Source organism: Cupriavidus sp. AU9028 (genome assembly GCF_019795295.1).
Lineage (GTDB): Bacteria > Pseudomonadota > Gammaproteobacteria > Burkholderiales > Burkholderiaceae > Cupriavidus.
In genome coordinates, this window is the sequence record NZ_JAIMCG010000003.1 from 205,745 (window position 1) to 221,792 (window position 16,048).

The 16,048-nt window shown below is 68.7% G+C and carries 13 protein-coding genes; 5 read left to right on the forward strand and 8 right to left on the reverse strand.

The features are described 5' to 3' along the window. Position 1: 1 nt before the first annotated feature. The 4 genes from K6V06_RS05025 to K6V06_RS05040 all read right to left on the reverse strand — a co-directional run bounded on the left by K6V06_RS05025 (position 2) and on the right by K6V06_RS05040 (position 3,354). Positions 2–1,144, reverse strand: coding sequence for a S49 family peptidase (locus tag K6V06_RS05025; protein WP_222240554.1), 1,143 nt, complete (start codon positions 1,142–1,144; stop codon positions 2–4). Positions 1,145–1,192: 48 nt separating this feature from the next. Next, positions 1,193–1,621 carry a Rieske 2Fe-2S domain-containing protein gene (locus tag K6V06_RS05030; RefSeq protein WP_222240555.1) on the reverse strand — a complete coding sequence of 143 codons (429 nt, stop codon included), beginning with the start codon at positions 1,619–1,621 and terminating at the stop codon, positions 1,193–1,195. Beyond that, on the reverse strand, positions 1,614–2,273 hold the full coding sequence (locus tag K6V06_RS05035) for an HAD-IA family hydrolase (RefSeq protein WP_222240557.1): 660 nt from the start codon (positions 2,271–2,273) through the stop codon (positions 1,614–1,616). The genes K6V06_RS05030 and K6V06_RS05035 overlap by 8 nt, the downstream gene beginning before the upstream one ends. A gap of 76 nt (positions 2,274–2,349) precedes the next feature. After that, positions 2,350–3,354, reverse strand: coding sequence for an RluA family pseudouridine synthase (locus K6V06_RS05040; RefSeq protein WP_222240559.1), 1,005 nt, complete (start codon positions 3,352–3,354; stop codon positions 2,350–2,352). Between the two features lie 769 nt (positions 3,355–4,123). Between K6V06_RS05040 and K6V06_RS05045 the strand changes: the two genes are divergently transcribed. The 5 genes from K6V06_RS05045 to K6V06_RS05065 all read left to right on the forward strand — a co-directional run bounded on the left by K6V06_RS05045 (position 4,124) and on the right by K6V06_RS05065 (position 11,119). After that, on the forward strand, positions 4,124–7,357 hold the full coding sequence (locus K6V06_RS05045; protein ID WP_222240561.1) for an Rne/Rng family ribonuclease: 3,234 nt from the start codon (positions 4,124–4,126) through the stop codon (positions 7,355–7,357). A gap of 163 nt (positions 7,358–7,520) precedes the next feature. Beyond that, positions 7,521–8,645 (forward strand): GTP 3',8-cyclase MoaA, encoded by a 1,125-nt coding sequence (moaA, locus tag K6V06_RS05050; RefSeq protein ID WP_222240563.1) that lies wholly within the window; start codon positions 7,521–7,523, stop codon positions 8,643–8,645. Between the two features lie 120 nt (positions 8,646–8,765). Continuing rightward, positions 8,766–9,368 (forward strand): molybdenum cofactor guanylyltransferase MobA, encoded by a 603-nt coding sequence (gene mobA / locus K6V06_RS05055; protein WP_222240565.1) that lies wholly within the window; start codon positions 8,766–8,768, stop codon positions 9,366–9,368. A 40-nt stretch (positions 9,369–9,408) separates the two neighbouring features. Continuing rightward, positions 9,409–10,686 carry a gephyrin-like molybdotransferase Glp gene (gene glp, locus K6V06_RS05060; RefSeq protein ID WP_222240567.1) on the forward strand — a complete coding sequence of 426 codons (1,278 nt, stop codon included), beginning with the start codon at positions 9,409–9,411 and terminating at the stop codon, positions 10,684–10,686. A 154-nt stretch (positions 10,687–10,840) separates the two neighbouring features. After that, positions 10,841–11,119 carry a hypothetical protein gene (locus K6V06_RS05065; RefSeq protein WP_222240569.1) on the forward strand — a complete coding sequence of 93 codons (279 nt, stop codon included), beginning with the start codon at positions 10,841–10,843 and terminating at the stop codon, positions 11,117–11,119. A 104-nt stretch (positions 11,120–11,223) separates the two neighbouring features. On the opposite strand, the gene K6V06_RS05070 is transcribed toward K6V06_RS05065, so the two are convergent. The 4 genes from K6V06_RS05070 to K6V06_RS05085 all read right to left on the reverse strand — a co-directional run bounded on the left by K6V06_RS05070 (position 11,224) and on the right by K6V06_RS05085 (position 15,998). After that, positions 11,224–12,582, reverse strand: a complete 1,359-nt coding sequence (locus tag K6V06_RS05070) for a DNA recombination protein RmuC (protein ID WP_222240571.1) — start codon at positions 12,580–12,582, stop codon at positions 11,224–11,226. A 61-nt stretch (positions 12,583–12,643) separates the two neighbouring features. Then, on the reverse strand, positions 12,644–13,660 hold the full coding sequence (locus K6V06_RS05075) for a D-glycerate dehydrogenase (RefSeq protein WP_222240573.1): 1,017 nt from the start codon (positions 13,658–13,660) through the stop codon (positions 12,644–12,646). A 13-nt stretch (positions 13,661–13,673) separates the two neighbouring features. Continuing rightward, entirely contained in the window at positions 13,674–15,098 is a 1,425-nt protein-coding gene (locus K6V06_RS05080) for a sodium:proton antiporter (protein ID WP_222240575.1), read from the reverse strand. Positions 15,099–15,272: 174 nt separating this feature from the next. Further along, positions 15,273–15,998, reverse strand: coding sequence for a lactate utilization protein C (locus K6V06_RS05085; RefSeq protein WP_222240577.1), 726 nt, complete (start codon positions 15,996–15,998; stop codon positions 15,273–15,275). Positions 15,999–16,048 lie beyond the last annotated feature (50 nt).

Sequence of the window (16,048 nt, forward strand, 5' to 3'; positions counted from 1 at the left end):
CTTACTGCAAGGCGGGGCGGCTGCCGCTCCACATCAGCGTACGGACCGCCGCGTCGCCCACCGCCGCGCCGAAGCGCTTGACCACGCGCTCGGCGATGTTCTCCTTGACGGTGTAGTCGACGATGTCCTCGGCCTTGATGACCTCGCGGGCCACATAGTCGGCACTGCCCAGCTCGTCGGCCAATCCCAGCTCGACGCTGCGCTGCCCGGACCAGAACAGGCCCGAGAAGATTTGCGGATCGTCCTTGAGCCGCTCGCCGCGGCCCGCCTTGACCACGTCGATGAACTGCTGGTGGATCTCCCGCAGCATTTCCTCGGCGAACGCCTTCTGGCGCGGCGACTCGGGCGAGAACGGATCGAGCATGCCCTTGTTCTCGCCAGCGGTGTAGAGCCTGCGCTCGACGCCGAGCTTCTCCATCAGCCCGGTGAAGCCGAAGCCATCCATCAGCACGCCAATGGAACCGACGATGCTGGCCTTGTCGACGTAGATCTTGTCCGCTGCCGCCGCCACGTAGTAACCGCCCGAGGCGCAGATCTCCTCGATCACGACATAGAGCGGCTTGGAGGGGTACACGGCGCGCAGGCGCTGGATCTCGTCGTTGATCAAGCCCGCCTGCACTGGCGAGCCGCCGGGGGAGTTGATCTTCAGGATCACCCCCGCGGCATTCGCGTCCTGGAAGGCCGCCTGCAGCGATGCGTTGATACTCTCCGCGCCAGCCGGCGTGCCGGCGGCGATCTCGCCCTCCAGCGTGACCATCGCGGTATGCCGCTTCGCGGTGATGGCCCCTTCCGGCTTGACGTCGAACAGCGTGAAGAACACCAGCACCAGCAGGAGCAGCGTGCCGAGCCGGAAGAAGATGCGCCAGCGGCGTGCGGCGCGTTGCTCCTTGACGGTTGCCATCAGCACCCGCTCGAGCACGTCGCGCTCCCAGCCGGCGCCGGTCTTGACCGGACCGGCCGAGCGGCCCTTGAGCACGGCCTCGCGCTCGCGCGATTCCCGCTTGCGCGCGGCCTCGGCATCGCGCATCTCCGCCTCCAGCGGATAGTCGGCGCTGGCCGCCGTCTCGAGCCGGTCTTCCCGGCCTCGATCGTCATCCGGCCCTGGGCGATCGTCGCCACCCGGCCCCTTGTTCAGTTCCGTCATCCAGTTGCTTCCATCGTAAAGTCGGGGCCCGCAGGCCCCTCTTGCGCTTCAGCCAGACCGCTGCGGCGTGGAGTCCGGCGCTGCGGCAGGCGCTTCGTACGGCGCTTCCGGTATCCAGTACACCGCGCCATCCCGCTCCTCGACGCGCAGCTTGACAAGCGATGCGCCCCGGCAGGGCCCGCCCACGCAGAGCCCGCTGTCGGGAGCATAAATTGCGCCATGTGTCGCGCACATCAAGTATAGGCCCGAGGATTCGAAGAACTGGCCTTCCTGCCAGTCCAGCTCCATCGGCACGTGCGCACACTGATTCAGGTAGCCATGCACCGCCCCATCGTAACGAACGACAAAGGCGCCGACGTTGCGCCCGCGCACCATGACGTCGAAGCGGACGCCGGCACCGCCATCGGTCAGTGCCTCGGCGGCACAGAGGCGCATCGGCGCCGGCCCCACCGGGTTGTGCTCCGCCGGTTCAGCCATGGGTATGCAGCCAGTCGCGGAGGTCGGCAATCGACGATGCGCAATGCAGCGGCGCCATCGCCTGCAGGGAATCGACAGGATGGGCGCCGTAGCAGACGCCGATACCCGCCGCGCCAGCATTGACGGCCATCTGCAGGTCATGGGTGGTATCGCCGATCATCACGGTGCGCTCCATCTCCTGGCCCAGCTCGCGCGTCAGTTCCTGCAACATGGCCGGATGCGGCTTGGAAAAGGTCTCGTCCGCGCAGCGGGTGGCATCGAAGAGGCCCGTCAGTCCCGTCGCGGCCATCGCCCGCTGCAGGCCGACGCGGGTCTTGCCGGTGGCCACGCCGAGGAAATAGTGCTGCGCACGCAGCGACCGGAGCATCTCGACGACGCCGTCGAACAGCACCAGCTCGGCGTCACGGGTCAGGAAATGGTAGCGGTAGCGCTCGGCCAGCTTCGGGTAGTCGGCCGGATCGAGGCTCGGCACCGCATAGGCCAGCGCCTCGCGCAGGCCCAGGCCAATGACATGGCTGGCGGCACTGTCGTCCGGAACCGGCAGGCCCAGATCCTTGCTGGCGAGCTGGATGCACTTGGCGATGGTGGGGGTGGAATCCATCAGGGTTCCATCCCAGTCGAAGACAATCAGGTCGAAGCGTTGCCTGGCCATGGTGTCGAGTGAAGGAAAAAAGTCGAAGACAGCCGGCGCGCAGGCCGGGCGATCCGCCCGGTCACGCCGCGGACGGCTAATCGCCGGATCGGGCGCCTGCGCTGCCCAGCTGCCGAAGGAAGTCCTCACATTCGGGCGGCAACGGCGCACTGACGGTGAGCGGCTCCCCGGTGCCGGGGTGGGTGAAGCCGAGCCGGTGCGCATGCAGGAACATCCGCTTGATGCCAGGCACCGCGCCGCTGCGCGCCAGTGCCTTGTTCAAGGCGAAGTCGCCGTACTTGTCGTCGCCGACAATGGGGAAGCCAAGATGCGCCAGATGCACCCGGATCTGGTGGGTGCGGCCGGTCTTCAGCTCGGCTTCCAGCAGCGTGAAGTCGGGGAAGGCGGCCACCCGGTTGAATACCGTGTGCGAGGGCAGCCCGTCCGCCTGCACGCGCACGCGTCGCTCGCCATCCGGCGTACTGTACTTGAACAGGGGGAAGCGGGCGTGCTGGCGGGCATTTGCAACGTGCCCCGCCACACAGGCGAAGTAGCGCTTGTCCATCGCGTTGCCGCGGATCTGCTCGTGCAGCCCGACCAGGGCCGAGCGCTTCTTTGCCAGCAACAGGATGCCGGAGGTTTCCCGGTCCAGGCGGTGGACCAGCTCCAGGAAGCGCGCCTCGGGCCGCGCCTGGCGCAGCTGCTCGATGACGCCGAAGGCGACGCCGGAGCCGCCGTGGACTGCCACGCCTGCCGGCTTGTCGATCACCAGCAGGTGGCTGTCCTCGAACAGTACCGGGAAGGAGGCGGCGGGCACATGGGCCTGCGAGGCCGTGCTGGCCGCCACCCGGATCGGCGGGATGCGGACCACGTCGCCCGCCTGCAGGCGATAGGTGGCATCCACCCTGCCCTTGTTCACGCGCACTTCGCCGGACCGCAGGATGCGGTAGACATGGCTCTTGGGCACGCCCTTGGCGACCCGCAGCAGGTAGTTGTCGATGCGCTGGCCGTCGGCTTCCTCGCCGATGGTTACATACGCCACCTGGGGCCCGTCCGCCGGGGATCGCGCCTCTTTTTCAATTCGATGGCGTAACTCATTCATTTTCAAATATAATTTCCGCGCTGCCTGGTCATGACCGGCAGCGCATAGGCGGTGTAAGCGAATTGTCGTATTTTACACTCCGGGCCGCCGCCAGCCCGGCCAGTCCCCCGCTTTCTGCGTACCCCGCGAGCGCCGGACCGGTGAATGGCAGTAAAAGCAGCACGCACGGCACAGGTGCGCGCAGGAATTCCCCCATAGGGGACTTCGGCGCCGGCCGGTGACGTGGAGGCAGAGTGTTGAGGTAAAACAGAATTTGATAGCGGATGCCGTCACGGCATTCGCTTTGGTGAGAGATAGTCCCGCCGCACCGGATATCGGTGCCGGCCGTCGGCTGCCCTTCCACCTGGCTGATGTACCGGTGCCCCGTTCGCAGAACTCCAAGAAGTCGCAGGCGCGCCCGTTTTCCGAATCGGCCAGGTCGTGGCGGCGTGTCGCCGTGTCCGACAACCTTGCTCTTTGACGTGTCCCGGCCCCCTTGGTGGCGGGCTCGGTGCGGCAAGCAGCGTCACGGCAGTTCTCGCCAACGCCTCCCGCACCCCGCCCAACCGGATCCTGTCCGGCCGCGAGTAGCGAACCGCGCGCGGCGGACAGCCAGACCCGGACCCCCGGAGGCCGTCGGCACCTTCTCTCTTTCACCCGCGCCCAGTGATCGGCACAGCCTGCCGATGACGCTTCTGGCAATTCTCCAGCCACCTCTCGCTTCCGCGCGTGCTCCATCAAACGCCGCGGGCACCTTGCGTGCCGCCGCGGCATTGGAGTGAGGTTTGCGATGAAACGCATGCTGTTCAATGCGACGCAGCAGGAGGAATTGCGCGTCGCCATCGTCGATGGTCAGAAGCTGATCGACATCGACATCGAGACCGCCGGGCGCGAACAGCGCAAAGGCAATATCTACAAGGGCGTGATCACGCGCATCGAGCCGTCGCTCGAAGCGTGCTTCGTCAACTACGGCGAGGAACGCCACGGCTTCCTGCCGTTCAAGGAAGTCGCCCGCGCCTTCTTCAAGGACGGCACCGACGTTCGCAACGCGCGTATCCAGGATGCGCTGCACGAAGGCCAGGAACTGATCGTCCAGGTCGAGAAGGAAGAGCGCGGCAACAAGGGCGCCGCGCTGACCACCTTCATCTCGCTGGCCGGCCGCTACCTGGTGCTGATGCCGAACAACCCGCGCGGCGGCGGCGTATCGCGCCGCATCGAGGGCGAGGACCGCCAGGAACTGCGCGAGACCATGGGCCAGCTGACGGTGCCCGATGGCATGAGCATCATCGCCCGCACGGCGGGCATCGGCCGCTCGGCCGAGGAACTGCAGTGGGACCTGAACTACCTGCTGCAACTGTGGAAGGCGATCGATGGCGCCGCGCAGGACAACAAGGCGCCGCTGCTGATCTACCTGGAATCGAGCCTGGTGATCCGCGCCATCCGCGATTACTTCCAGCCGGATATCGGCGAGATCCTGATCGATACCGACGATATCTACGAGCAGGCCCGCGCCTTCATGAGCGTGGTGATGCCCGACAACATGAATCGCGTGAAGAAGTACCGGGACGACGTGCCCCTCTTCTCGCGCTTCCAGATCGAACACCAGATCGAATCGGCCTATTCGCGCATGGTGATGCTGCCCTCGGGCGGCGCCATCGTGATCGACCACACCGAGGCGCTGGTCGCGGTCGACGTCAACTCGGCGCGCGCGACCAAGGGCGCCGACATCGAGGAAACGGCGCTGCGCACCAACCTGGAGGCGGCCGACGAGATCGCCCGCCAGCTGCGCCTGCGCGACCTGGGCGGCCTGATCGTGATCGACTTCATCGACATGGAGTCCAGCAAGGCCCAGAAGGACGTCGAAACCCGCCTGAAGGACGCACTGCGGCATGACCGCGCGCGCGTGCAGATGGGCAAGATCAGCCGCTTCGGCCTGATGGAGCTGTCGCGCCAGCGCCTGCGCCCGTCGCTGTCCGAAGGCTCGCACATCACCTGCCCGCGCTGCAACGGCACGGGCCACATCCGCGACACCGAATCGTCCGCCCTGCAGGTGCTGCGCATCATCCAGGAAGAGGCGATGAAGGAAAACACCGCCGCCATCCACTGCCAGGTGCCGGTCGAGGTCGCCGCCTTCCTGCTGAACGAGAAGCGCCAGGACATCAACCTGATCGAGATGCGCTTCAAGGTCAATGTGCTGCTGATCCCGAACAAGCATCTGGAAACGCCGCACTACAAGCTGGAACGCCTGCGCCACGACGATCCGCGCCTGGAGGACAGCACCGCCAGCTACCGCATGGCCGAGGCCGCCGCCAAGGAACTGGAGGCGGATACCAGCTACAGCAGCCGCACCAAGGAAGAAGCCAAGCCGCGCCAGGAAGCGGCGGTCAAGGGCATCACGCCGGAGCAGCCGGCACCGGTGTCGGTGCCGCGTCCGGAGCGTCCGGCCCGTGCCGAAGCGCCTCCCGCACGACCGGCACAGCCCGCCCCCGCCACCCAGCCGGTCGGCGCCGGTGGCTTCATCGGCTGGCTCAAGGGCCTGTTCGGCGCCCGTCCGGCTCCTGCGCCGGCCGCGCCGGTCCAGCCGGCCGCGACCGAAGAGCGCAGCACCGAAGGCCGCCGCGAGCGTGGCGAACGTGGTCAGCGCGGTGAACGTGGCGAACGTGGCCAGCGCGGCGAGCGTGCCGAGCGCGGCGAACGCCAGGGCCGCGGCCAGCGTGCCGAGCGCGGTGAGCGCGCGGAACGGGCCGACCGTCCGGAGCGTGCCGAACGCGCGGAGCGTGGCGAGCGTAACGACCGTGGCGACCGTGGCGAGCGCGCCGACCGTGGCGAACGCCAGCAGCGTCAGCCGCGCCAGCCGCAGGAAGCCCAGGTGCTGCAGACGGAGGCCCGTCCGGCCGACGCCGAGGCCCGCGCCGAAGCCCGCCGCGAGCGCAATCAGGAGCGCCGCGAACGGCAGCGCGAGCGCCAGCGTGAGCGCGCCGAGACGCGCGATGCGACCCTCGCCGAAGATGCCACCGACAACGCCGTGGCGGCGTTGAACGGTGCCGTGACCGAGCCGGCTGCGGAAACCGCTGCGCCGGTTGCCAAGGCCAGCGCGGCCGCACTGGCGGGCGATGCATCGAACCTGGAGCTGGCCGAAGGCGCGGCGCCGGAAGCCGGCGAGAACGGTGAAGGCGAAGAACGCCGCCGCCGCAACCGCCGCGGCCGCAACCGCTATCGCCGCGAACGGGAAGAAGGCGTGACGGCAGGCGAGGCAGCCGAAGCCGGTGCAGCCGATGAGTCCGATGCCCCCGAGGCAATGGAAACCGCGGGCTCGGCCGAGAGCGCGCAAGGCAGCGCTCTCGAAAGCCCTGCAGTCGCCGCCGCGGACACTGCCGCGGACACCGCCGCGCAAGCCGCACCGGCTCCGGTACGGCAGGCGCTGGCCGCCGAGGCAGCCACCGCTGGCCTGACGCAAGCCGAAGCCGCCCCGCAGGCGCAGGCTACACCGGCTGCAACGGCGGCTCCGGCTGCCGCGACGACGCAGCCGGAAGCGGCCGTCGACGCCCCGGCGACCGCCGGTATCGACGCCGAGCCCGCCGGCGCGGCGTCGGTTCCAGTGACCGCGCCGGCCGCCGAGCCCGCTGCCCAGCAGTCGAGCTCGGTCAGCGAGACCGGTCTGGCCGAGCCGCAGGTCGTCACCGCTCCGGTAACCGCTGGCGCGCTGCGCGACGAACTGGAAACGGCAGACGCCGAACCGGCACCCGCACCCGCACCCGCGGCCGCTCCCACCGCTGCACCGGCGGCCCAGGGCGCGACCGCCGCGCTGTCGGCCGAGGCGCTGCAACCGATGCTGGAGGCAGCCGGGCTGCAGTGGGTCCATACGGACGATGCCAAGTACCGTGCCGCGCAGGACGCCGCGGCCAGCATCGCCCCGGCCCCGCGCGCACCCCGCGAGCGCAAGCCGCTGCCGCCGCTGCCGCAAGGCCCGATGATCCTGGTCGAGACCGGCGGCAATGAAGTGTCGATGAACCAGCAGCAGTAAGCAGTCGGCTGCCACGCAGCAACAGGGGGACGGCAATGCCGTCCCCCTTTTTTTGCCCACCCCGTGCCCTGCTGGCGCTCTTGCCGTCACCGCCGGGCGGCCCCCGCGCGTGTCGATTAGAATGGCGGCATGCGGCGCCATCATGGGCCGGGCATCACTGAACATGACCGAATCCGTCATCCCCATCTTCGACCTGCGGGAGCATCGATACCACTCGATGCGTCCGTCGATCCCCGAGCAGTTGCAGCAACCGGACGGGCTGGTCGCCGACCTGCGCGGGCGGCCGCTGCACGACCTGCGCATCTCGGTGACCGACCGCTGCAATTTCCGCTGCGTCTACTGCATGCCCAAGGAAGTGTTCGACAAGGACTACCGCTTCCTGCCGCATTCGGAACTGCTCAGTTTCGAGGAGATCGAGCGGACGGCGCGGCTGTTCGTCGCGCATGGCGTGGAGAAGATCCGGCTGACCGGCGGCGAGCCGTTGCTGCGCAAGAACATCGAGAAGCTGGTCGACATGCTGGCGCGGATTCCGACGGTGTCCGGCCGGCCGCTGGACCTGACGCTCACCACCAACGCGTCGCTGCTGGCGCGCAAGGCCACGTCGCTGCGCGACGCCGGCCTCTCGCGGGTTTCCGTCAGCCTCGACGCGATCGACGACCCGACCTTCCGCCGGATGAACGATGTCGATTTCGCCGTGGCGGACGTGCTGCGCGGCATCGAGGCCGCGCAGGCGGCGGGACTGGCGCCGATCAAGGTCAATATGGTGGTCAAGCGCGGCACCAACGACGACCAGATCGTGCCGATGGCCCGCCATTTCCGCGGCACCGGCATCATCGTGCGCTTCATCGAATTCATGGACGTCGGCGCCAGCAATCACTGGCGCATGGACGAGGTGCTGCCGTCGTCGGAAGTGGTCTCGCGCATCGACGCCGCCTTCGGCCTGGAGCCGATGGACCCGAACTACAGCGGCGAGACCGCGAAGCGCTGGCGCTATCGCGATGGCGCCGGCGAGATCGGGGTGATTTCCAGCGTCACGCAGGCCTTCTGCGGCGACTGCAGCCGCATCCGGCTGTCCACCGAGGGCCGGCTCTACCTTTGCCTGTTCGCCACCGAGGGGTACGACCTGCGCGCGCTGCTGCGCGGCGGCTACAGCGACCTGCAGATTTCCAACGCGATCGCCGCCATCTGGCGGGCGCGGCAGGACAACTATTCGGAGCAGCGCGGCAACCCGTCGGTCCGCGCCGCCCGCGCCGCGCAGAAAATCGAGATGTCCTATATCGGCGGCTGAATCCCGGGGGGCGCCATGGCGCGCCGCATGCGTCCCTCCCGGGCGGTCTGCCTCGCAACCCATCCCGTTCGCCGGTGCGCCGAGTCTGGTACGCCCGGCACGGGCCAACCGTTCCGACAAATGATTGAACGTGACGATATCACCGGCCTGATCCTCGCCGGCGGCCGTGGCAGCCGCATGGGCGGCACCGACAAGGGGCTGCAGACGCTGCGTGGCGCACCGATGGTGATGCACACGATGATGCGGCTGGGGCCGCAGACTGGCGAGCTGATGATCAACGCCAACCGCAATGTGGCCGCCTACGAGTCGTTCGGGGTGCCGGTCGTGGTCGATTCCGTGCCGGACTTCGCCGGGCCGCTCGCCGGCATGCTGGCCGGGCTCGAGCAGTGCCAGACCCGCTGGATGGTGACCGCGCCGTGCGATTCCCCGTTCCTGCCCACCGACCTGGTCGCGCGGCTGGCGCAGGCGATCGAGGAAAGCGGCGCGGAGATGGCGATGCCGGTCACCATCGATGCATCCGGCCGGCGGCAGACCCAGCCGGTGTTCCTGCTGATGCCGCACACGGCGCTGGACAGCCTGATGGCCTATCTGAACGGCGGCGGCCGCAAGATCGACGCCTGGGCCGCGCAACACCGGCTGGCCGAAGTCGAGTTTCCCGATCACGACGCCTTCGCCAATATCAACACGCTGGACGATCTGCGCGGCTTCGAGTCGCGTCAGTAAGCCCCGTTTCCCTGCCCCCTTCGACTTCATTCGATCCGCCATGCCATCGCTGCAATCCGTGATCTCCTGCCTGTCCGACTACGATCCGACCGCGCTGCCGGTGGACCAGGCCAACCGGATCATTGCCGACGTGGTCGAGCCGGTCACCGGCATCGAACAACTGGCCATCCGCACGGCCCTGGACCGCGTGCTCGCCGAGGACGTGGTGTCGCCGATCGACGTTCCCGCGCATGACAACGCGGCGATGGACGGCTATGCCTTCAACGCTGCCAACCTGCCCGCTTCCGGCGACGCCGTGCTGACCGTGGCCGGCACCGCGCTGGCGGGCGATACCGGCCTGCCCGCGCCGGCCGCCGGCACCGCAGTGCGGATCATGACGGGGGCCGTGATGCCGGCGGGCTGTGACACCGTGATTCCCCAGGAGCTCGTGGAGGTGGACGGCGACACCATCCGCTTTGCCGCCGATGCCGTGCGTGCCGGCGACAACCGCAGGTTCCGCGGCGAGGATCTGGCGGCCGGCAAACCCGCTTTGCGCGCGGGCCGGCTGCTGCGCCCGGCCGACCTGGGACTGCTTGCCTCGCTGGGCATCGCCGAGGTGCGGGTGCGGCGTCGCCTGCGCGTCGCCTTCTTCTCCACCGGAGACGAGCTGCGCTCGATCGGCGAGACGCTCGACGCCGGCTGCGTCTACGACTCCAACCGCTATACGCTGCACGCGATGCTCACGCGCCTGGGCGTCGAGCTGATCGACATGGGCGTGGTGCGCGACGACCCCGCCGCGCTGGAAGCCGCGTTTCGCACGGCGTGCGAGAACGCCGACGCGGTGATCACCTCGGGCGGCGTGTCGGTCGGCGAAGCGGACTACACCAAGGCGATCATGGCCCGGCTGGGCGACGTGACCTTCTGGAAGATCGCCATGCGCCCGGGCCGGCCGATGGCCTTCGGGCGCATCGCGTCCAATGGCAAGGAGGCGCTGCTGTTCGGCCTGCCCGGCAACCCGGTGGCGGTGATGGTGACCTTCTACCATTTCGTCCGCGCGGCGCTGCATCGCATGATGGGCACGGACCTGGCCGCGCCGCCATTGATGCGGGTGCGCAGCGCGCAGGCCATCCGCAAGAAGCCCGGCCGCACCGAGTACCAGCGCGGCATCCTCGCCCCCGGCGCCGACGGCCAGTGGGAGGTGCGTATCACCGGCCAGCAGGGCTCCGGCGTGCTGCGGTCGATGAGCGAAGCGAACTGCTTCATCGTGCTGGGGCACCAGCAGGGTGGCGTCGCCGCCGGCGATCCGGTCGACGTGATGCTGTTCGAGGGCCTGATCTGACCCGGGCCGGGCGACCGCGCGACTGTGGTTTTTTTGACGCATCGCGGCCGGGGCATCGGCTAGTCGCCTGTCGCCCCATTCGCTACACTTGCCCAATTCAAACGCAAGCGAACGCAAGCAAGCGCAACCCACCAACCGGACTGCCATCGTCGTCATGAATCAGGAGATTTCCTACCTCCACCCCGTCAAGACCGCCCGGGCCCTCGTGCTGGTCTATCTGTGCTTCTCGGTGCCGATCGTGTCGATGGGGTTGTTCGTGGCCTTCGTGCGCTATGGCGACCTGCCCGGCATCACGGTCTTCACCGCGCTGATCCTGAACGCGCTGGTGGGTTTCGGACTGCTGTGGCTGGCCTGCAAGGCCTACAACTGGGTGGCGGCCCGGTTCGGCGGCATCGAGGTCACGATCCGTCCGCTGCCGGCCCAGACCGACTAGCCGCCGGCTGGCTGCCGACTAGCCGCCGACTGGTTGCAGTTCCCGCCAACCAAAAAGCGCATCGATCGATGCGCTTTTTTGTTGCCCGCGGACGAGAGCACCGCCTACACCGTGCCGCCACTGGTCGCTGCCGGTCCCTGCAGGTCGGCCTCGCCCGCCCCCGGCTCATCCGCCCCCTCGGGCGCCTCGGCGGCGCCGAGCAACCGCAGGGTATCGTCCTCCGGCAGCGCCTCGACCTTGCGCAGCTTGCGTTCCATTTGCCGGCTGCGCACCTCGGCCTGCTCGATATTGCGGGCCGCGCGCTCCAGTGTCTGCCGCGTGCGCGCCAGCACCTCGCCGAACTTGCCGAACTCGGTCTTGACCGCGCCGAGCACCTCCCACACCTCGCTGGACCGCTTCTCCAGCGCCAGCGTGCGGAAGCCCATCTGCAGGCTGTTGAGCAACGCGGTCAGCGTGGTCGGGCCGGCGATCGTGACGCGGTGCTGGCGCTGCAACTGATCGGCCAGTCCCGGACGCCGCAGCACTTCCGCGTACAGCCCTTCGGTCGGCAGGAACAGGATGGCGAAATCGGTGGTGGCGGGCGGTGACAGGTACTTTTCGGCGATGGTCTGGGCTTCCCGCCGCACCGCCGTTTCCAGTTCCCGGCCCGCCGTGGCGACCCCCTCCACATCCCCGCGCTCCTGGGCATCGCACAGCCGCTCGTACTGCTCCTTCGGGAACTTCGCATCGATCGGCAGCCAGACGGTGCCGCTGTCGGCGCGCGCGGCACCCGCACCGGACGATTCCCGGCCCGGCAGCCGGATGGCGAACTCCACCCGGGCGCCGGTATTGCGCACGGTTTCGACATTGCGGGCGTACTGGTCGGGCGTCAGGATCTGCTCCAGCAGCATGTCCAGCTGGACTTCGCCCCAGGTACCACGGGTCTTCACGTTGGTCAGCACGCGCTTGAGATCGCCCACGCCCTGCGCCAGCGCCTGCATCTCGCCCAGGCCGCGATGGACCTGATCGAGCCGGTCCGACACCAGGCGGAACGACTCGCCCAGCCGCTGCTCCAGCGTGGCATGCAGCTTCTCGTCGACGGTGCGGCGCATCTCGTCGAGCTTCGCCGCATTGTTGGCCTCGATGTCCTTGAGCTTCTGCTCCAGCGTCGCGCGCACTTCCATCAGACGGCGCTCGTTCGCCTCCGACAGCTGCGTCACCTGCTGCTGAAGGCTGGCGGCGAAACGGTGCAGGCTGGCGGCCTGCTCCTCGCGGCCGATGCGCGCAGCGTCCGCGACCTCGGCGCGCAGGCTGCGCTCGAGCCGTTCGCTGTCGCGCTCGCCGCGTTCGCGCCAGTCGGCCAGCCGCTGCAGCAGCACGTCCTGCTCGGCGCCCGCCGCCCCCGAGCGGCGAAACAGCAGGACCAGTTGCAGCAACAGGATGACCGCCAGCGCGGCGAGGATCAGGATCAGGGGCCAGGACATGCAGGACGGCTATAGCAACGGTTGGACAGGCACGCCGCGGTGCGGGCAGCGCGTAGAAGGGTCAGCGCCGGCGCGGCAGCACCTCGGGATTGACCACGCAGGGCGGCCGGCCGGCATCCGGGCCCGCATCCAGGGCGGCGATCAGATTGTCGGCGGCCAGGTCGGCCATCGCCCGGCGAGTCTTCTCCGAGGCGCTGGCGATATGCGGGGTCAGCACCACGTTGGGAACGGTCAGCAGATCGGGATGCACGTCCGGTTCTCCCTCGAACACATCGAGGCCCGCGGCGAACAGGCGCCGCTCGCGCAACGCCCGCGCCAGCGCGCCGTCGTCGACGATGCCGCCGCGCGCGAGGTTGACCAGCGTCGCCGAGGGCTTCATCTTCGCCAGTTCGGCGGCACCGATCGCATGATGGCTTTCCGGACTGTAGGGCAGCACCAGCAGCAGATGGTCCGACTGGCCCACCAGTTCGTCCTTGCTGACATAGCGCGCCTGCAGCGCCTGCTCGGTCTGCTCGGGTAGCCGCGAGCGATTGTGGTACAGCACCGTCATGCCGAATCCCGCCGCGCGCCGCGCCAGTGCCTGGCCGATCCGCCCCATGCCGAGAATGCCGAGGGTGCTGCCATGCAGGTCCATGCCGAGGAACATGTCATAGGCCCAGCGCTGCCAGTGCCCCGCGCGCAGCCAGTGCTCCGACTCGGTGACCCGGCGAGCGGTGGCCATCAGCAGCGCCCAGCCGAAATCGGCGGTGGTCTCGGTCAGCACGTCCGGGGTATTGGTGGCGACGATCCCGGCGGCGGTCAGCGCCGGCAGATCGAGATTGTTGTAGCCCACCGCCATATTGCACACCGCGCGCAGCGACGGCAGCGCCGCGACCAGTTCGGCGTCGATCCGGTCGGCGGCGTTGGCCAGCACGCCGGCCTTGCCCGCCAGCCGCGCGCGCAGCGCGGCGCCGTCCAGCACCTCGTCCGGCTGGTTGTGGTCGACCTCGAAATACTGCGACAGCCGCTCGATCACCTCGGGAAAGATCGCGCGGGTCACGAGCACGGCGGGACGGGATACGGAAGCGGATGCGGTCATGGCAGGATCCGGATCAAAGGCGGAAGAACAGGAAGGTCATCGCCAGGAACAGCGGCACCAGCACGCCGCAGGACCACAGCATATAACCGAAGAAGCTGGGCATGCGCACGCCGCGGTTCTCGGCGATCGCCTTGACCATCAGGTTCGGCGCATTGCCGATGTAGGTGTTGGCCCCCATGAACACCGCGCCCGCGGAGATCGCCGCCAGCGTGGAGGCGTCGCGCGTCATCAGCGTGGCAGCGTCGCCGCCCGCGGTATTGAAGAAGACCAGATAGGTTGGCGCATTGTCGAGGAAGGAGGACAGCAGGCCCGTCGCCCAGAAATACATGCCGTCGATCGGCCGCCCGGCGGCGTCGCTGACCGCGTGAATCACGCCGGCGAAGGCCCCGTCGGTCCCGGCGCGCAGCATGGCGATCACCGGAATGATGGTCAGGAAGATGCCGGCAAACAGCTTGCCCACTTCGAGGATCGGCTCCCAGTTGAACTCGTTGCCCACCCGCGCGCCCTCGGGCGTGATCAGCAGCGACAGCAGCGCGACGCCCACCAGCGCGACATCGCGCACCAGCGACTGCAGCGGGACCTCGGTGCCGAGCACGTCGAAGCTGATGCCCGGCTTCCACAGGCCACTCATCAGCACCAGTCCCACTACAGCGGCCAGCAGCAGGAAGTTGGCCTTGCCCTCGATGCGGATATCGCGGGAGTCGGGCGTCGGATCCTGCCCGGCGGGCAGCTCTTCTTCCCGATTGAGGTAGTAGTGACGGTCGACCAGATAGAAGATCGCCAGCAGCGACAGGCAGAGGAACAGCGTCTCCAGGTGGATATGCTGCAAGGTCCAGAAGAAATCGACGCCCTTGAGGAAGCCAAGGAACAGCGGCGGGTCGCCCAGCGGCGTCAGCGCGCCGCCGGCGTTGGCCACCAGGAAGATGAAGAACACCACCACGTGCGCGACATGGCGGCGATTGTCGTTTGCGCGCAGCAGCGGCCGGATCAGCAGCATCGCCGCGCCGGTGGTGCCCATGATGCTGGCCAGCACGGTGCCCAGCGCCAGGATGCCGGTATTGAGCCGCGGCGTGCCGTGCAGGTTGCCGTGCACGCAGATGCCGCCCGCCACCGTGTACAGCGCCCCGATCAGCACGATGAACGGCAGGTACTCGGCCAGCAGCGCGTGCGCCAGTCCGGCCAGTGCCGCGTGCGCGCCGAAGGACAGTGCGAACGGCACCAGGAACAGCAGCGCCCATCCCGCCGCGACCTTGCCGTAGTGGTGGTGCCAGAACCGTGGCGCCGCCAGCGGCATCAGCGCGATCGACAGCAGGACGCCGGCGAACGGCACGGCCCACAGTGGCGACAGCGTGGCCCCGTCCAGTTCCGCAGCCTGGGCCAGCGAAGGCAGCAGCACCGCCGCTATGGAAATCGACAGACGGGCAAGCACGGATGGCATCGGTTGGAATCTCCCGGAGAAAACACTGGACAGCCCGCCTTTGCGCGGAACGGCAAGGCGGCATGCGAGGCACTGCGGATGGCATGCCGGCGCCGCGTGTACGCCGAACGGGGGACGTGGCGACGCAGGGCCGGCATGACAGGCGGCCACGCGGGCCGCCGGGGGATGGAGACGTCAGTCCTGCTCGATCAGCACGACATGGACGCGATATGGCCCGTGCGCGCCAAGCACGATGGTCTGCTCGATATCGCCGGTGCGCGACGGGCCACTGATGACGTTGGTGGCGCGCGGCAACTCGCCGCGCTCGCTACGGACCAGCGCGAAGGCCGCTTCCAGGTCCGGCACGATGCGCGAGACCGGCACCACCGCGATATGGGTCTCCGGCAACAGCGCGCCGGAAGCGAACGACTCCGGCCCCGACAGCAGCATCAGCGAGCCGGTCTCGGCGACCGCACAGAAGCAGCCGGTGATACCGACCAGATCGCCGTGCTCGCGGTCGGCCTGGGGATCGCGCACGGGCGGCCGGTACTCGACCTCGACGCCAGCCGCCTGCCAGTCCAGCGCAGACAGTGCCGGCCACGCGACCGCGCGTGGCGCCAGCGCCAGGGCCTGCAGATAGCGCGCCACCGCCGCCGGCACCTCGGCATGCGAGCGCACCCGCTCTACCGTCGAGGCCATCTTCTGCGCCTGCACGACGAACGCTTCCGTGACGTCGCCCGCTATGCCGGGACGCGGGCCGGCCGGGTGCCGCTGAAGATAGTCGGCAACGGCCTCGCGCTCGCCCTGGGTAGTCTGGGCCGGGCGTCCCTGCGCGGCGCGGATGCGGGCGAAGATGCGGTTGCGGACGCTGTCGGTGTTCAACGGCGCGAGCGTGGAGTCGGCGGACGGGTTCTGGGTCATGCGCAAGCTCGTGGGATGGCGGTCCGGATTCAACCCGGCAATTATAAGGG

Coding starts and splice junctions, on each gene's coding strand:
- K6V06_RS05040 (WP_222240559.1), bottom strand. CDS start 3,354: ATGAATGAGTTACGCCATCGAATTGAAAAAGAGGCGCGATCCCCGGCG.
- K6V06_RS05070 (WP_222240571.1), bottom strand. CDS start 12,582: ATGTCCTGGCCCCTGATCCTGATCCTCGCCGCGCTGGCGGTCATCCTG.
- K6V06_RS05065 (WP_222240569.1), top strand. CDS start 10,841: ATGAATCAGGAGATTTCCTACCTCCACCCCGTCAAGACCGCCCGGGCC.
- K6V06_RS05085 (WP_222240577.1), bottom strand. CDS start 15,998: ATGACCCAGAACCCGTCCGCCGACTCCACGCTCGCGCCGTTGAACACC.
- K6V06_RS05080 (WP_222240575.1), bottom strand. CDS start 15,098: ATGCCATCCGTGCTTGCCCGTCTGTCGATTTCCATAGCGGCGGTGCTG.
- K6V06_RS05030 (WP_222240555.1), bottom strand. CDS start 1,621: ATGGCTGAACCGGCGGAGCACAACCCGGTGGGGCCGGCGCCGATGCGC.
- K6V06_RS05045 (WP_222240561.1), top strand. CDS start 4,124: ATGAAACGCATGCTGTTCAATGCGACGCAGCAGGAGGAATTGCGCGTC.
- mobA (WP_222240565.1), top strand. CDS start 8,766: ATGATTGAACGTGACGATATCACCGGCCTGATCCTCGCCGGCGGCCGT.
- K6V06_RS05025 (WP_222240554.1), bottom strand. CDS start 1,144: ATGACGGAACTGAACAAGGGGCCGGGTGGCGACGATCGCCCAGGGCCG.
- glp (WP_222240567.1), top strand. CDS start 9,409: ATGCCATCGCTGCAATCCGTGATCTCCTGCCTGTCCGACTACGATCCG.
- K6V06_RS05035 (WP_222240557.1), bottom strand. CDS start 2,273: ATGGCCAGGCAACGCTTCGACCTGATTGTCTTCGACTGGGATGGAACC.
- K6V06_RS05075 (WP_222240573.1), bottom strand. CDS start 13,660: ATGACCGCATCCGCTTCCGTATCCCGTCCCGCCGTGCTCGTGACCCGC.
- moaA (WP_222240563.1), top strand. CDS start 7,521: ATGACCGAATCCGTCATCCCCATCTTCGACCTGCGGGAGCATCGATAC.